The 16129-nt window shown below is 41.0% G+C and carries 18 protein-coding genes; 9 read left to right on the top strand and 9 right to left on the bottom strand.

Features of this window, described 5'->3' with window-relative positions:
• The 6 genes from PHC76_RS09650 (at position 1) to PHC76_RS09625 (ending at position 5140) form a co-directional block, all read left to right on the top strand.
• Entirely contained in the window at positions 1–333 is a 333-nt protein-coding gene (locus tag PHC76_RS09650; protein ID WP_299969446.1) for a YraN family protein, read from the top strand.
• 96 nt (positions 334–429) lie between these two features.
• Positions 430–747 (top strand): thioredoxin, encoded by a 318-nt coding sequence (gene trxA / locus PHC76_RS09645; protein WP_299969448.1) that lies wholly within the window; start codon positions 430–432, stop codon positions 745–747.
• A 160-nt stretch (positions 748–907) separates the two neighbouring features.
• The gene (locus tag PHC76_RS09640; RefSeq protein WP_299969450.1) at positions 908–1852 is read left to right on the top strand and encodes an FAD-dependent oxidoreductase; all 945 of its coding nucleotides are present in this window, start codon (positions 908–910) and stop codon (positions 1850–1852) included.
• A gap of 143 nt (positions 1853–1995) precedes the next feature.
• A complete protein-coding gene (gene dapB / locus PHC76_RS09635) occupies positions 1996–2769 on the top strand; it encodes a 4-hydroxy-tetrahydrodipicolinate reductase (protein WP_299969452.1) in 774 nt (257 codons plus the stop codon).
• Positions 2770–4119, top strand: a complete 1350-nt coding sequence (gene purF / locus PHC76_RS09630) for an amidophosphoribosyltransferase (RefSeq protein ID WP_299969454.1) — start codon at positions 2770–2772, stop codon at positions 4117–4119.
• A gap of 58 nt (positions 4120–4177) precedes the next feature.
• On the top strand, positions 4178–5140 hold the full coding sequence (locus PHC76_RS09625) for a TIGR01212 family radical SAM protein (protein WP_299969456.1): 963 nt from the start codon (positions 4178–4180) through the stop codon (positions 5138–5140).
• 1 nt (position 5141) lies between these two features.
• Here the strand turns inward: PHC76_RS09625 and PHC76_RS09620 are convergent, their stop codons facing one another.
• The 5 genes from PHC76_RS09620 to PHC76_RS09600 form a co-directional block, all read right to left on the bottom strand.
• Complete coding sequence (locus tag PHC76_RS09620; protein ID WP_299969457.1) at positions 5142–5675, bottom strand: DUF2393 family protein; 534 nt, start codon at positions 5673–5675, stop codon at positions 5142–5144.
• Positions 5672–6184, bottom strand: a complete 513-nt coding sequence (locus tag PHC76_RS09615; protein ID WP_299969459.1) for a DUF2393 family protein — start codon at positions 6182–6184, stop codon at positions 5672–5674. The genes PHC76_RS09620 and PHC76_RS09615 overlap by 4 nt, the downstream gene beginning before the upstream one ends.
• On the bottom strand, positions 6181–6855 hold the full coding sequence (gene hisIE / locus PHC76_RS09610; RefSeq protein WP_299969460.1) for a bifunctional phosphoribosyl-AMP cyclohydrolase/phosphoribosyl-ATP diphosphatase HisIE: 675 nt from the start codon (positions 6853–6855) through the stop codon (positions 6181–6183). The genes PHC76_RS09615 and hisIE overlap by 4 nt, the downstream gene beginning before the upstream one ends.
• Before the next feature lie 3 nt (positions 6856–6858).
• The gene (locus PHC76_RS09605) at positions 6859–7911 is read right to left on the bottom strand and encodes a prohibitin family protein (protein ID WP_299969463.1); all 1053 of its coding nucleotides are present in this window, start codon (positions 7909–7911) and stop codon (positions 6859–6861) included.
• Between the two features lie 115 nt (positions 7912–8026).
• The gene (locus PHC76_RS09600) at positions 8027–8947 is read right to left on the bottom strand and encodes a branched-chain amino acid transaminase (protein ID WP_299969465.1); all 921 of its coding nucleotides are present in this window, start codon (positions 8945–8947) and stop codon (positions 8027–8029) included.
• Positions 8948–9062: 115 nt separating this feature from the next.
• Here PHC76_RS09600 and PHC76_RS09595 point away from each other — a divergent pair, with 115 nt between their 5' ends.
• Positions 9063–9461: a hypothetical protein gene (locus PHC76_RS09595; RefSeq protein WP_299969467.1), complete on the top strand. Its 399-nt coding sequence runs from the start codon at positions 9063–9065 to the stop codon at positions 9459–9461.
• Between the two features lie 119 nt (positions 9462–9580).
• On the opposite strand, the gene PHC76_RS09590 is transcribed toward PHC76_RS09595, so the two are convergent.
• The 3 genes from PHC76_RS09590 to PHC76_RS09580 all read right to left on the bottom strand — a co-directional run bounded on the left by PHC76_RS09590 (position 9581) and on the right by PHC76_RS09580 (position 12119).
• Positions 9581–10519 (bottom strand): hypothetical protein, encoded by a 939-nt coding sequence (locus PHC76_RS09590; RefSeq protein WP_299969469.1) that lies wholly within the window; start codon positions 10517–10519, stop codon positions 9581–9583.
• Positions 10519–11544: an SPFH domain-containing protein gene (locus PHC76_RS09585; protein WP_299969471.1), complete on the bottom strand. Its 1026-nt coding sequence runs from the start codon at positions 11542–11544 to the stop codon at positions 10519–10521. Before PHC76_RS09585 ends, PHC76_RS09590 begins: the two co-directional genes overlap by 1 nt.
• Before the next feature lie 125 nt (positions 11545–11669).
• The gene (locus PHC76_RS09580) at positions 11670–12119 is read right to left on the bottom strand and encodes a globin (RefSeq protein ID WP_299969473.1); all 450 of its coding nucleotides are present in this window, start codon (positions 12117–12119) and stop codon (positions 11670–11672) included.
• 133 nt (positions 12120–12252) lie between these two features.
• On the opposite strand from PHC76_RS09580, the gene PHC76_RS09575 reads away from it, so the two are divergent.
• Positions 12253–13668 (top strand): aldehyde dehydrogenase family protein, encoded by a 1416-nt coding sequence (locus tag PHC76_RS09575; RefSeq protein WP_299969475.1) that lies wholly within the window; start codon positions 12253–12255, stop codon positions 13666–13668.
• Positions 13669–13810: 142 nt separating this feature from the next.
• Positions 13811–14278 (top strand): peroxiredoxin, encoded by a 468-nt coding sequence (locus PHC76_RS09570; RefSeq protein WP_299969478.1) that lies wholly within the window; start codon positions 13811–13813, stop codon positions 14276–14278.
• Positions 14279–14347: 69 nt separating this feature from the next.
• On the opposite strand, the gene PHC76_RS09565 is transcribed toward PHC76_RS09570, so the two are convergent.
• Positions 14348–15847 (bottom strand): DUF3373 family protein, encoded by a 1500-nt coding sequence (locus PHC76_RS09565; RefSeq protein ID WP_299969481.1) that lies wholly within the window; start codon positions 15845–15847, stop codon positions 14348–14350.
• Between the last annotated feature and the right edge of the window lie 282 nt (positions 15848–16129).

Raw genomic sequence — 16129 nt, 5'->3', positions numbered from 1 at the left:
ATGCACACCAAAGCCAAAGGAAATCTGGCTGAGGAAAAAGGGTGTGATTATTTAAGAGCCAAAGGGTTTCGAATAATCGATCGAAATGTCTACAACCGCTTCGGTGAGATCGATATTATCGCGTTGCGTGATAACGTGCTCCATTTTGTCGAAGTGAAAAGTGCTCTAAGTTATGAGCAAGCAGTGAATAATATAACCCCCTCAAAACTCCAAAAACTTAATCGGACGATTCAAACCTATTTACAGAAAAAAAAGTTTTCATTGGATTATTGTGTCGATGCCCTAATCGTTACCGATGATGGGATTGAGTGGATTGAAAATATTACTTTGTAACACATTTACTTAGAAAAGTGATGAAAATTTTATAATAAGACGTTTTAAAGAAAGGGGCGTTATAATTGCTCATCATATAAAACTCAAGGAAACAAAATGGGTAAATACATCGAATTAACAGCATCAAATTTCGCTGACACAACAAAAGAGGGCGTTGCTCTTGTAGATTTCTGGGCTCCATGGTGTGGACCTTGTCGTATGATCGCTCCGGTTATTGAAGAATTAGCAAATGATTTTGAGGGAAAAGCAAAAATCTGTAAAGTAAATACAGATGAAGAGCAAGAAATTGCAGTAAAATTTGGTATCCGTTCAATCCCAACTATCCTTTTCTTCAAAAATGGTGAAATGGTTGATCAAATGGTAGGTGCTGCTTCTAAACAAGCATTTACTGATAAATTAAACGCGTTGTTATAACCTACTCTTGACCCTTTTGGGTCAGACTCTTCCTCCCCACTTATCTTCATCTAAAACTTTTCTAAAACGATTTTTCTTTATATCAATTTTTGGTGCTATTTAACCGCAATAGAGTACTATACAGGTTATTGTAAATAAATCAAATCGATGAGGTATAACTATGTTGGATTGCGCGATTATCGGAGGAGGACCAGCAGGATTAACGGCAGGTTTGTACACTACACGCGGTGGACTTGATAATGTCGTTATGTTTGAAAAAGGGATGCCCGGAGGGCAAATCACGATGAGCTCGGAGATTGAGAATTATCCTGGGGCAACAGCGCATAATTTGAGTGGTATGGATTTTATGACACCATGGCCAGAACAGTGTCAACGTTTCGGACTCAAACATGAGATGTCTGAGGTGACACGCATTTCTCGCAATGAAGATGGAATATTTATAATTTTAAAGTCAGATGGATCGACTGATTTGGCAAAAAGTGTGATTGTTGGGACAGGATCAGCTCCTAAGCGAGCCGGATTTATCGGTGAAGATAAATATTTTGGTCGTGGTGTAAGTACGTGTGCGACGTGCGATGGTTTTTTTTACAAAGGGAAAGAGGTGGCGGTTATCGGTGGCGGTGATACGGCACTCGAAGAGGCACTTTATTTGGCAAAAATTTGCACCAAGGTCTATTTGATTCATCGTCGTGATGCGTTTCGTGCAGCTCCTAATACGATTGCAAGGGTCAAAGCGACTACAAATATTGAGTTGGTTCTTAATGGATCACCTGAAGAGGTGTTGGGGGATGCAATGGGAGTCACCGGTGTTCGAGTTGTATTTCAAGACAGCTCGACACGTCAAATTGATGTACCCGGTGTTTTTGTTTTTATCGGGAATAACGTGAACAATCAAGTATTGATCCAAGAAGATGGGACATTCTTATGTGATATGACCGAATCTGGAGAAGTTAAAGTTGATTTGAGTATGAAAACTTCAGTTAGTGGATTATTTGCGGCGGGAGATATGCGTGAATCGGCTCCAAAACAAGTGGTATGTGCAGCAGGTGATGGTGCAGTAGCAGCATTGCAGGCAATTTCGTATGTGGATGAGCATTTTCATTAATTTTAACGCCAACGGAATACATCCCGATTGGCTACGTTAACACTGTGTTTACTTCAGCAGTAGGCTCATTTAAAGATAGTAAGTGGTGATTAAAGGCTAACGCGGTAAAATACGGTCACAATACAATTCAGGGGAACTGAGCAATGATAAGAGTAGGTGTATTTGGCGCGGGTGGACGTGTCGGTAAGTTGATTATCGAGGATTTACATTCGATGAGCAATATCTCATTGGGAGCTGTTTATGTCCGTAATGAGCTCAATTTTTCGATTGATCCATCGGTGCTTGTTACCAATGATATGAATGTATTACTCAAAAGTTCAGATGTTATCATCGACTTTTCTCTCCCTGAAGCAACTCAAAAACTTTTAGAGTGTGCCCTTGAACACCCTCGTCCGCTGGTTATCGGGACGACAGGTATGGATGCACATCAGTTGAATTTACTCAAAACGGCGAGTGAATCGATGCCGATTTTGTACGCAACGAATATGTCATTAGGGGTAGCGTTGCTCAATAAATTAGTTCATTCAGCGGCGAAAACACTCAAAGATTTTGATATTGAGATTGTTGAACAGCACCACCGCCATAAAAAAGATGCGCCAAGCGGTACGGCATTGACGTTGGCACACTCTGCGGCTATGGCACGAGGCTTGGATTTGGATCGTGTTCGTATCAGTGGTCGGGATGGAAATATCGGCGAACGTACCAAAGATGAGATTGCGGTCATGGCATTGCGTGGCGGTGATATCGTGGGGCGTCATACGGTCGGTTTTTACAATGACGGTGAATTTGTAGAGCTTCACCATACGGCAACGAGTCGAAATACATTTTCAAAAGGTTCCATTCGTGCAGCTGAGTGGTTGGTAGGCAAAGAGAATGGATTATACGCAATTAGCGATTGTTTGGAATTAGGAGAATAAATGCGCAGTTTAAATGAAAAATGTGCCGTTGTCGGTATTTTTGATCATCCGGAGGCTTCTAAATTAGCTTATTTTTCGCTTCATGCGCAACAACACCGTGGGCAAGAAGCTGCGGGGATTAGTTCGGGTGACGGTCAAAAACTCTATACGATCAAAGATCGCGGTTTGGTAACACAAGTTTTTGATAACCAAAAGCTCGCAACCCTTAAAGGTAAAATGGCGATAGGACATACTCGCTATTCAACAGCAGGAGATGACTCTATTCTCGATGCACAGCCGGTATTTGCCCGCTATGATCTCGGAGAGATGGCAATAGTTCATAACGGAAACCTCACTAATGCCAAAGAGGTACGTGATGCTCTGATCAAAAAAGGGGCGATTTTTCAAACCTTTATGGATACCGAAAATTTGATCCATTTGATTGCGAAAAGCGATCAGCACCATTTGAGCGACCGTATTATCGATGCCGTTAAAAAGATTGAGGGGGCGTATTCACTCGTTTTCTTGAGCCGTAGTAAAATGTTTGCGATGCGTGACCGATTCGGTTTTCGACCACTGAGTCTTGGACGTGTCGGAGACGGATACGTCGTTGCTTCGGAAACCTGTGCTTTTGATCTCATCGGTGCTGAATATATCCGTGATGTAGAACCGGGTGAATTGCTCATTTTTGAAAAAGGGAAAGCACCACAATCGATTAAAGTGTTTGAGCCGACCCCTAAACACTGTATCTTTGAATACGTCTATTTTGCCCGTCCCGATTCCAATGTTTACAAACAAAACGTCTATGAGATGCGTAAAGCGATGGGTAAAAAACTCGCACTTGAACAACCTATTATGGCGGATATGGTTGTTCCTGTCCCTGATGGCGGTGTCCCTGCGGCAATCGGTTATTCACAACAAAGCGGTATCCCCTTTGAGATGGCGATTATGCGTAACCACTATATCGGACGTACCTTTATCGAACCGACCCAAGAGATGCGGGATTTGAAAGTCAAAATGAAACTCTCTCCGATTGAACATTTAATCAAAGGGAAAAGTGTTATCGTAATTGATGATTCGATTGTGCGGGGAACAACCAGCCGTCAAATCGTTCGTATGCTTAAAGCTGCGGGTGCACGTGAAGTTCACATGCGAATCTCTAGCCCTCCGACAACGGATCCATGTTTTTACGGAGTAGATACCCCCGATAAAGAGAAACTGATTGCGGCTAATATGACCAATGCAGAGATTTGTGCCTTTATCGAAGCCGACTCGTTAGGATATCTCAGTAACGAGGGGTTACTCCTCAGTGTCAATGGAAAAGAAGAGAATTATTGTACTGCCTGTTTTACAGGAAATTATATTATTTGATGTTATACATTAAAACGAACGTGTTTATAAACTTTGTTTTTTGAGAAATGAGACGATATTGCGTACCCAGATTTTTACTTTTGGAAACTATTTGAGTGAAAAATTTGGGTGTAAAGTCTCCAAAATTCCTGTTTCGATTTCAGGATTCACTTGTCCAAATATCGATGGTAGTGTTGCCAAAGGTGGGTGTACTTTTTGTGAAAATGACTCTTTTAGCCCCAGTTTAGACAAAGCAAAACCGCTCAAAGGTTTTTTTCTTAATCTCGAATCTTCTCATAATCCCTATTTAGAGAAACAACTCGAACAGCTCGAATGGCAGTTTAATGCCCTCTCTCAAAAGCTGAGTCGAAATAACGGAACCCAAAAATATCTCGTCTATTTTCAAAGTTTTACTAACACGTACGCACCTCTGGAAACTCTCAAAGCGTTGTACGAAAAAGCCCTTTCGTTTGAGAATGTAGTGGGACTTAGTATCGGAACTCGATCGGATAGTATCAGTGATGAGACATTTGAATATCTCTCAGAGCTTTCCAAAAAAACAGAGCTTTGGATTGAGTTTGGGATACAGTCAATCTTTGATGAGACGCTGGAAAAAATAAATCGAGGTCATACCAGTGAAAATGTCAAACAAGCGATTTTAAAAGCGAAATCGCATGGTTTAAACGTATGTGGACACCTTATTTTCGGACTTCCCGGAGAGAGCAAAGAGATGATGCTTCAAACAGCTCAAGCGGCGTATGATTTAGGGGTTGATTCGTTGAAATACCACCCTTTGTATGTGGTTAAACGTACTGCATTAGCCAATGAATATGCACGGGGTGAATTTGAGCCTATTAGCGAAGAACTTTATCTCGAAGTGCTTTGTGAAGCATTACGAATAAAACCTCCTTTTATTAGTGTTCAGAGGCTTACGGCAGGGATTAATGATGATTCTCTCATTGCACCGCAATGGTGCAAAGATAAAAATGCTCAACTGCGCTCTATTAATAATTCCCTTAAGAGCGTAGGGCTGAAGTATTAAATTACTGTCCAAAAGCACGAATGTATTTCGTGTATCCTTTAAAATAAGGGGGATGACGCATAATGATTCGGAACTCTTTACGATGCCCCGGTTTGAGATTGGTTGCGACAACTTCCGTAACGACTAAATACGAAGGTTTAACCCCTTTATCCCCAATCAATTCTGCAAATGCGTTGGACTGATAGGCAGGTTTCCCTTCTAATTCAGGAGTATCTCTGTTGACAATTTTAATCTCTACACTCACTTCACCTATAGTATAGTTCCCGCTATTGCTAACGTAACCCGTAAAAAATATTTTCTCGGTAGGGAGAAAACGGGTATCTTTTACGTCGGATAGGGTGATTTTTTTGGTATAACTATCGATAATTAAAATAGCACCAAACATAAATCCCAAGGCTGCTAAAATATAGGTAAAAATAATTGAAAATTTATATTTTTCATTTTCTTTTCGAAGGGTCATAATGATTAAAGCAATAAGCCCTAGTGTCATAAGGGTTATAGCTGCATAATGCCAAAGTGTGAAGTAGGTATTCATTTGCATTGCCCCCTTGCGATGACTTGAAAGTGTTTTTGGTACCTAAATGGTTCAATAAGCATTTTGAAATTATAGGATTCTTTTGGTTTTAGAGGGGTTTTAAAGTGTAAAACTTGTGTCTTAAAAGGGACATAAACATAGATATTGTTGATTATTTTAAAAGGGGATACTTTTGAAATCGAGACATAAACACTACATTCGTTAATGGTTTGTTGAGAGGTATTGTTGAGATCTCCGCGTACTAATAAAGCATCTGTAAATTCAAGATCTTGGACGGTTGTGAGAGTTATAGTGTGTTTGTAAAGGTACTTATGAAGCAGCATGTATTGAAGCGGTGCAGTGACAAGGATAATAAAGGCTGCAATGATAAGAGAGAGTGCCAAGGTAAGTCTATTATGAAATAAAATGGCTAAAATGAGAAAAAAAAGGAAGAAAAATAATATTCCCCCAAATAAGAGATAATCAAAAAGTTTAAGAGTATCCATAAAGGCGAGAATAGTTGTTTTCATTTGTTCCTAGAGTTTTTCTCAGCGATCCCGCTCACCCCTGAACGACGAGCAAGCTCTTGTTTGATACGATCGGGAGATATATTTTTGTGTCCCAGTGCGACTAAGACATGATAGACTAAATCGGCACATTCGTAAATAATTTCATCTTCATTACCATCTTTGATAGCGAAACTAAATTCACCCGCCTCTTCGACTACTTTTTTAAGAATAGCATTGTCTCCGCTACTGAGAAGTTTAGCCGTCCATGAGCTGGAGGGATCACTGTTTTTTCGCGCTAATATAGTGTGATAGAGCTCGTCTATAATGCCGTAAGTGGCAGTCGTATCGATTTGAGGTTCGCTAACACTCTCCTCTGATTCTATATCGGTAAAGAAGCACGATTTACGTCCGGTATGGCACGCAACCCCTTCTTGACGTACAAGAATCAATAGGGTATCGTTATCGCAATCAAGCAAAAACCGTTCGATATGCTGTAGGTGACCGCTACTTTCCCCTTTTTTCCATAACCGTTGTTTGGAGCGAGAATAGTAATGGGCGATTTTGGTAGAGAGTGAGAGTTCTAACGATTCACGGTTCATGTATGCCATCATCAGCACTTCCATTGTGGAAGAGTCTTGGACGATGACGGGGAGAAGTTCAGATTTTGCCCAGTCAATTTGATTTAGATTCATGATTTATTTTCCGGTTGAGCTTATTTTTTGGTTATCGCCACTTTTGGTATCGAGCCAAATATTAGGGGTTGAGCCTCCCGGTGTTAAGAAAATTTTAGCATCTTTATTCTCTTTAAGTGCTTCGTTAAATTTTCCTTGTACCTGAATCTGTTCAAGTTTGAGTAATCCCGGAGTCAATGAAGCACCAATCAGGTGATTAGCTTTAGCTTGTGCTTCGGCTTGAATGGTGATAGAGTTTGCAATACCTTGTGCTTCCGTCGCTTTTTTAAATGCCTCTTGTTTTGCACGCTCTACATCTTGTTGAGCTTTTTCAACCTCTTGTTTCGCGACTTGTACCCTCTCAATTTGATCTTTTACTTTTTGAGGAAGAGTGATTTCGCGTAATTGAACCGATTCGAGAGCAGCGGGAGAATTTTTGCCGTGTTCGACCACACTGCGAATACCGCTTTCAATTTTTTGAGCAATAGCATTACGCATAATCGGCAACGATTCTGCTTCATATTGACCGACAACGTTACGAACGACATCACGAGCTACGGGATCAATGACTTTGTCTTCCCAGTTAAAGCCCCAATTTGAAACCGTTTGAGAAGCAAGTTGGGCATTCATACGGTATTGAACGGTAATGTCGATGGCAACAGGAAGCCCCCGCTTGTCTAAAACGGTGATGGCAGGTTTGAGAATAATACCATCACCCGCTGTGGCAACGGTATCAACTTTAGCAGTATAGTTGATGATATGCATTTTGGTATCGACAATGTAAATTCGTTGGATGAGTGGAATCATAAAATGAAGCCCAGGCATAAGTGCTTGATCTTCGTATTTTCCATTGGTAGAGAGGATGCCGCGCTCCCCTTCAGTGATAATGACAAAAGGTTTGGCAAGTAAAAGAATTAACAAAATTCCGCCAATTAGCCAAAAGAAACCTGTTTTTTGAGGATTCATATTGAAATCAAATTTAGGAGGCTTAGGGGTATTAAATCCACCGTTGTTACCAGCTGATTTTTTTTCCTCATTTTTTTTCTTGTTAAAATAATCGTTCATATCGGTTGCCATATAGATCCTTCGATTGATATTTAATCTCAAAAACTTTAGTTTTTGTAGCTTTAGGGGATTGCAAAGGACTTTAGTCCTTGCCACTAAAACGGATGTATTCGTTTTAGTGTTTACATTAGTTGATATAGGTTAGATAGTGGTCGTAATCAGGGTTACGTCCGTATACGATATCAAAATAGCTGCTTTGAATCTTTTCAGTGATCGGTCCACGTCCTCCTGCACCGAGAACGCGTGCATCAACTTCGCGAATTGGGGTGATTTCAGCAGCGGTTCCCGTCAGGAATGCTTCATCAGCGACATAGATTTCTTCACGAGTGATTTTTCTGCGGGTTACTTTGTATCCCATTTTTTCTGCCATCTCTAAAACTGTTTTTTGGGTAATAGAGGCGAGTGAGTTATCATTTGGAGGGGTGATAATCTCTCCATCTTTAATCATAAAAAATGCGGCACCGCTCGCTTCAGCAACGTAACCCTCATCATCGAGAAGAAGGGCTTCATCATATCCCGCTTCAACCGCTTCAAATTTTGCCATTTGAGAATTGAGATAGTTTCCGACCGCTTTGGCTTTACCCATGTTCGATTTGTTGTTCGGACGGCTGAATGATGAAATTTTAAGACGAATTCCCCGTTTCATCCCCTCTTCACCAAGATAAGCACCCCATTCCCATGCGGCAACGGCTACTTCAACCGGTGCTTCTTTGTGATAGACACCCATAACACCGTATCCTAGATAAACGATAGGGCGGAGATAGACGTTTTCACCGGTAAATTCATTGGCACGCAAAAGCTCAATTTGTGCTTGGTTTAACTCTTCAACCGTATAAGGAACTTTAATCAGGGTCATTTTTGCAGACTCAATCAACCGTTTTGTGTGGTCGTTTAGACGAAAAATTGCGTACCCTTTTGGGGTTTTATACGCTTTTGTCCCCTCGATAGCACCGTTACCGTAGTGTAATGTGTGGGAAAGGACGTGGATTTTCGCGTCATTCCAAGGTTTTAAACTGCCGTTCATCCAAATGTATTTGGCTTCATTCATAGTACATATTCTCCATTTGAAGATAAAAAATTGTGTGATTTTAGCGCAGTTGGAGTTTAACGATGATTAAGTGTGAGATGCTTTGTTATAATTTCAAAAAAACAAGGTTTAAATCATGATAGTGCGCCCGTTTTTACTACTACTAATATTTGCATTTTCGAGTTATGCCGATACATCAACGATAGATTCATTCCGTTCTAAAATTCTTACTGCTGCCGTCTCTGCCTATTTTGAAATAAAAGGGTATGGAAAAGTAGAGAATGCTACGATTAATTCTGAACAAAAAACTCTCCATTTTACATTGATGCCAGAGGGTGAGACCCAAAAGCTTGTGATTGATATCGGCTCATATTATACGCAAAAGATTGATGGGGAAGATACCCTTGTTCTACAAAACATTAAAACCAATCGTATTTGGTTAACACGGATGTTTGCCGATCACATGGCAAAAGGGATTAATGTCCCCCTTGGAATGGCTTCCAAAGGGCTTGGGGGGATGTTGCTGAATTTTTAGTGCGACGACGACGTAAGGGATGAAACTCATTACCGCCAATGGTAAACATTACTGTATCGTCAAAAAGTTGGAGATAGAGGTTTTTAGAGCGTAACTAATACGACTAAATCGTTCGTAATTTAGGTTACAAGGTGTCCTTTTCTTTGTGCTACACTTATTCTTGCTTCTGTTCCTGCATTAAATTGGATAAAATCAGATTCTATCCCATCGCTAAATATTATGCCGTTTTCTGGCATCTGTGAAACAAGGATGAGAGGTTGAGCGTGAGTTACATTTCCGAAGGTAATTTCTGCTTTGGACGTTTTACTTGGCCATGGTTCTCGAACGGAAAAATATAAATAATCGGCATTCCATGCGAGTCCATGGCTCTCATTGAAATCAATTGTTTGACCTGATAATGTACTGAGAATACCAGTTGCACCACTTAAAATACTTCTAAACCAACCTGTTGACCCAAGACCAGTTGAGACTATAATACCACTTGAGGAGTGGTATTCTGAACGTTCTCCGACGTGGATGGTATATCGTGCAGAAGTATGACTGCGTGGACCAATAAATAAGTCATTTACTGCGTATAGAGTTTCTCCTGTATTTAATTTTGCTTTAGCCATTGTGACATCGACAATGGGACGTTTTTGTGCAAAGACTTCCAATATGATTCGATTTAAATCTGATACGGTAAAAGGGAGCAAAACACCTTCCCATCTCTTTGGATCTGGGTTGACGCCGATGAGCAATTGCCCATTTAAATATTTTAGAACATTTGCAACCAACCCGTCTTGTCCGACAGCTACTACCGTATCGTGTGAACCAAAGATAAAGTTAGGGATAAAAGAACGGTCGATCACTTGAACACGTCCGTGGTGTGAAAGTGACTTTTCTGCAAAGTGAACAGCTGTTTTATAGATACGATCTTCTTCTTGATAATCCGAAAAATCGGCTCCTAAATGTTCAACATAAAAACGAGCCTGATCCTCCGTATTGAAGCGGACAATCAGTTCATCCAAACGTGTTCGCCTAACAACCATTACAATTTTATTTTCTGTCCGCCGTTCCATTAATTTATACTATTGTCTCGATTGAGAAGTTCTCTTAGTAATTCAGGAGAGATGTTAAGCTGTCCAATTTTACCTGCATTTTCCGCCAACTCTTTAAAAGCAAGTGCAACCAGTTGCCCTGGATCCATCCCTACACTGGCTAATGCTTGAAGTGTTTTTGGGTCTGTTCCAGAAAATGCATTCATAACGGTAGCGATAGCATATGCTTTAGAATCAGCTTCCTCATGCGCATTAGCTGTTGAAAGGGCAACTAGCTCTTTGTTTTGTTCTTCTAAAGCAATTTTTGTAGCCATTTCAGCTTCTTGAATTTCTCGCTTTTTTTGCTGAACGGCTTTTTCCGCTTCCATTTGAGTTTCTTTAATTTGGCGTTTTTTATGTTCCACGGCAATTTCAGTATTTAGTTCATTTTCTTTGATGGAACGTTCTTGCTCGACAGCTGCATTGCGTCGGGCATAGATGGCTTCATCAGATTCACGAAGAATTTGTTCACGTGCTTCAGCTTCCAATGCACGTGAGGTTTCAGAAGTAGGTTTAATTGCTAAAATAGATAATCCAAGAACTTCGATTCCTAAAGCATCAAGCATTTCAATTGATTGTAACCCTTCTTTCAAAGTTGCTACTAGTATGTCTGATTGCCCTAACGCTTCTTTTAGATGAAGTGTTTTTAGTGAAGTTCGTGTGAGGACTTGCACTTGATTAATAAGTCGCTGTGCTAGTTTCTTTGGATCGTCTGACACATAATCTTTCCCATTTGAAGCTAGGGTAAAGTTCATTAATTGTGTTAGTTTTGTTGGCTCTGCAATTTTGTAAGTAAGTTGACCTTGGATGGTAACCTGTTGAAAATCAGCTGTTACTTCTTCAAAAATAAAGGGGATATCAACGCTTCCAATTGGAATACGAATAAGGGATGTAGTAGGAGCAAAATAAAAAAATGAAAGTCCAACTCCTTCTCGTACAATTTCCCCTCGTTTAAATTGTATTACAAACTCAGTAGGTGTAACTTTAATAAATCTTATGCCGAACATGAATTTCCCTATTTTTTGTAGATTATAATTAACAATATTAAACGATTAAATCTAAATTCTTGTTTAAATATAAAGATTTCGCTATAAGATTGGTAGGGATATGGATGTTCCCCAAGAGGGGAAAATTAATGCGATGGTGTATTAATCATCCAAATCGAGAAAATATCGAGATAATCCCAAAACGATTGGATGTACTCAGGGCTTACCCCTTCATCTTCGAGTGCTGGGAGTAAAACACCGTAAAACTCAAGCCATCGGCGACGAGCTGGTTCATCAATACGAAATGGTGCATGACGACCTACCATGCGGGGCTCTCCACGTGTTTGATTGAAATAATCGGGTCCTCCGCAAATTTGGATGAGAAAATCGGCGGCGTGTTTTTTGGCATTAGAAAAATCTTCTTCATCATTGACGGGGAATAAAAAAGCAATATCGCTGTTGCGGATCATCTCATAGTGATCATCGATTAATTTGCGGAAACGCTCTTCGCCCACTTGGAAATAGAATCCCGGATGGGGTTTGGTAACAGGAGGGCGAACTCCAAGTGCACCGTCGGTAATTTTAAGTTCAAGCATGATAATCCTCTGCGTATTTTTGAGACACATTCTAAAGAGAAGATGAAAAGAAAGAGCTTAAAATTTCCTCTTTCCCCTCGTTTTAGGTGATGATTTGTATAATTGAAACATAATTTAGTGAGCGGAGAGTTGAATGGATGCACATATATGGATGGGGTCACGTCAGGTTGTAACACAATGTTACACGGAGCGTCTCAGCCCGTATGACGGACGTGTTGTTTCGCGCATGGCTGAGTGCAGTGCTGAGGATGCACGTCAAGCTCTGCAAATTGCTCAAAAGGCTTCTAAAATCGCCAAAAAAGTTCCACTCCATCAGCGATGCTCATGGCTGTTGGATGTCGCAGCTAAACTCCGTGAACAACGTGAAGAATTTGCCCTTACGCTATGTAATGAGGTAGGAAAACCGATTACCTACGCACGCGTTGAAGTGGATCGATGCATCGAAACCATCACCCTCTCCGCAGAGACGATGCGGACAATGCACGGTGAGACGATTAATACCGACGCGATGGCGAGCGGACGTAAAGCTCATGCGTATTGGCGTCGTGAAGCAGTGGGGGTGGTGGTCGCGATTACACCATTTAACTTTCCCCTCAATTTGGTGGCTCATAAACTCGCCCCTGCATTGGTTGCGGGAAATGCGGTTGTACTCAAACCGACACCTGAAGCTCCTCTTTGTGCCTATAAGCTTGCACAACTTTTTATCGAAAGCCCTTTTGCGACACCTGATGCTCTGAGTGTTGTCTATGGCGATGCAGAGGTTGGAAATGCTCTCGTTACCAGTGACATCCCTCGTGTTATCAGTTTTACAGGGTCGGTGGGGATTGGTAATATTATTACCCGCAATGCAGGGATTAAAAAAATCTCGTTGGAGCTTGGGGGGAATGCCGCAACCTATATCGACACCAGTGCCGATCTCGACTACGCGGCATCGCGCTGTGCTATTGGGGCGTTTGTAAATTCGGGGCAGGTGTGTATTTCACTGCAACGGATTTATGTGGAGAGCTCTATTTATGACAGATTTGCCGCTAAAATAGCAGATACGACTGCTAAATTGGTCGTTGGTTCACCGTACAATGACGATACTTTTTTAGGACCATTGATTAATGATGAAGCAGCGATGCGTGCTATGAGCTGGGTGGAGAGTGCGATGGAAGAGGGGGCTAGACCACTTACAATTGTGCACCGAGAAGGGCGTATTTTTTATCCGTGTGTGATGGCGGATGTTACCGAATCGATGAAAATTGTCTGTGAAGAGGTATTTGCCCCCATCGTGAGTTTAGTGCGGGTGGATGGAATCGATGATGCAATCCAGAGGATGAATAACTCACCCTATGGATTACAGTTTTCGCTTTTTACCAATAATTTAGCGCATGCAACAAAAGTGATCGATGAGTGTGAAGCAGGAGGGGTGGTTATCAACGATATGCCGACCTTGCGTTTCGATATTCAGCCTTATGGCGGTGTGAAACTCAGCGGTGTCGGGCGTGAAGGACCACGCTTTGCTATCGAAGAGTTTAGCGAAATCAAATCGATAGTCATTTTGTAAAATTTCCATGATCCAACACCTAGAGCCGTTCCGGAGGCAGTAGTGCCGAGAGGAACGTAGCGTTTTTGGATTATGGTATGTTCTTTTGGTACTTTTCTTATTAAAAAGAAAAGTACATAAACACTAAAAAAGGAAATTAAAAATGTTAGAACTAGAAAGCACTGCCCCCGATTTTTGTTTGAGTAACCAAGACGACGTAGAGATATGTTCACGCGATTTGCGCGGAAAATGGATAGTACTCTATTTTTACCCGAAAGATTCTACTCCGGGATGTACGACCGAAGCGTGTGAGTTTAGTACGGCAGTGGATGCGTATGACGATATGGGGGCGATTATTTTGGGTGTAAGTGCCGATAGCACTAAATCTCATCGTAACTTTATTGAAAAAAAATCGCTTGAAATTACACTACTTAGTGATCCGACCACACAGATGATGCAAGATTACGGCGTATGGGCGATGAAGAAAAATTACGGTAAAGAGTATATGGGGATTGTCCGCTCAACGTACATCATCGATCCACAAGGGGTTGTGAAAGCGGCATGGACAAATGTTAAAGTCAAAGATCATGTGATGAAAGTAAAAGAAGAGTTGATGAAGTTGCAAGGGTGAAAATCGGAACCGACACTTTAGTGTCGGAAAGTAAAGACGGGACTAAAGTCCCACGTCCAAGAATAGTGTTTAGAATTTATAACGGATATAGGCGCGAATATCTTGAGCTTTATCGACGATTTGTCCACCGTATCCTGCATTTACCGCATCGCTCATACTCATAGGCATACCGGTAGTTGTTCCAAAGAAACCGTTACTACCGCTAAATTTATAATCGATATAGGTATAGCGAAGTTGGAAAGTTAAGATATCTTTCACGAGTGGCTCTGTAAAATAGAGTTCATACGCATTTCCGCGTGTAGCGATTTTAGAACCGATAAGGGTATCTTCACCATAGGTGATTGGACGCCAATATTTGGTTCCTCGGTTAAATTCAACTCCCCATTTCCCCTCTTCACTGATAAACGATGGAAATTGTGCGCCGATCCAATAACTGCGTCCGGTTTTACTGTCCGGTGAGCCAAGCATTGTTTTATTCGCATAAGGATCTGTTTTTGACATAGCTACGCTAGCAAAGAGTATGGTATTATCTAAAAACTCACCCCAATCGTTACCTACACCATTAACCATAGCAAATGCCGTTGCGGTATCGAGAGCACCAACAGTTGTCATTCCAGATGCAGGATTTTGATTAAGCATATCGATAAGGTTGTTTGCATGGGTGTATTGGAAACCGGTACTGTATTGTTTATCATCATAAGGGACAACGATAATACCAACCATATCAATATCGTTGGTTTCTAAATCACCACTGTGTGCATAGGGAGCAGAGTTAAATCGCGGTTCCGCATTACTCATACCGCGACCGGCACAGAGTTTAAAATACGAACCATTAAGCCCAATGAGATTTTCCATCCCGAATTTTGCACTGGCACCGTCAAACTCCACATTGACAGTATGGGCAAGTGGAGATGAGGCTTTGTCGTCATCACGAAGATTAATAAGATGCCCCTCAGTAGAAGGACGGCGACCGATACTAATCGTCCATGGGATATCTGTTCCTAAAAATTCATCATCTTGATAAAAGAAATAGGCTGAGCGAACACGCATGGTATCGTTGTAAGCTGATTCACTGCTGATCCAATCAAAACCATCATACGAGCTTAGTGCACCATCGGGTGATTTTGAACGGTCTCCAAATGCTTTGTTGTAAGCCAGTTGACCTGTGAAACTGAGATTTTTGGTGGCTACATAGTTCATATTTAGCCATAAACGGTTGCTTAGGAAAGCAGCGTTGCTTTGTTTGCTACCATCAGCCATTGTGTATTGCAAATTATCAACACTGGTACGAAAATCAACACCAAATTTTACATTGTTGCCATTGGTTTTTTTATTGAGATTTGAGATTTGATCTTTGATGTCATCCAAATCTTTCGAGACATCTGCTGTATTCGTTCCTGATTGTTTTGCTGCTGCTTCTTTTTCACCTTTTAGGGTATTAAGCTCAGCTTTGAGCGCATTCATCTCTTTTTCCATTTTATCAAATCGTTGCATTAGTGCATCATCAGCTACCGCAGTGGTAGTGATCAGTGCTGCCGCAACGATAGAACCTAAAAACCGTTGTTTCATCTTGACTCCTTAAGTCGTGAGTGGAATACATTATTCAATGAATGTACATTGCTATCTCATGATATTAACAAAAATTATATAAAAGGAATTTGAAAGTAATTAAAAAAAGTGATATAAGCGTGATATGGGTGTTAATATTAAACAAAGCTAAATTTAAGAGCGATTTCAGTATAATCCGCCCGATTTTCTCTCCTCTTAATGACGTGAGTAAAAATTCGCAAGCGAATAAATCGTTCTCGTGCATCCGATGTTTCATTGGCTCTGTTTACCATTCGCCCAAGA

Source organism: Sulfuricurvum sp., assembly GCF_028710345.1.
Lineage (GTDB): Bacteria > Campylobacterota > Campylobacteria > Campylobacterales > Sulfurimonadaceae > Sulfuricurvum.
Note: the sequence above shows the minus strand (reverse complement) of the source record. Positions and strands in the feature narration are given on the sequence as shown.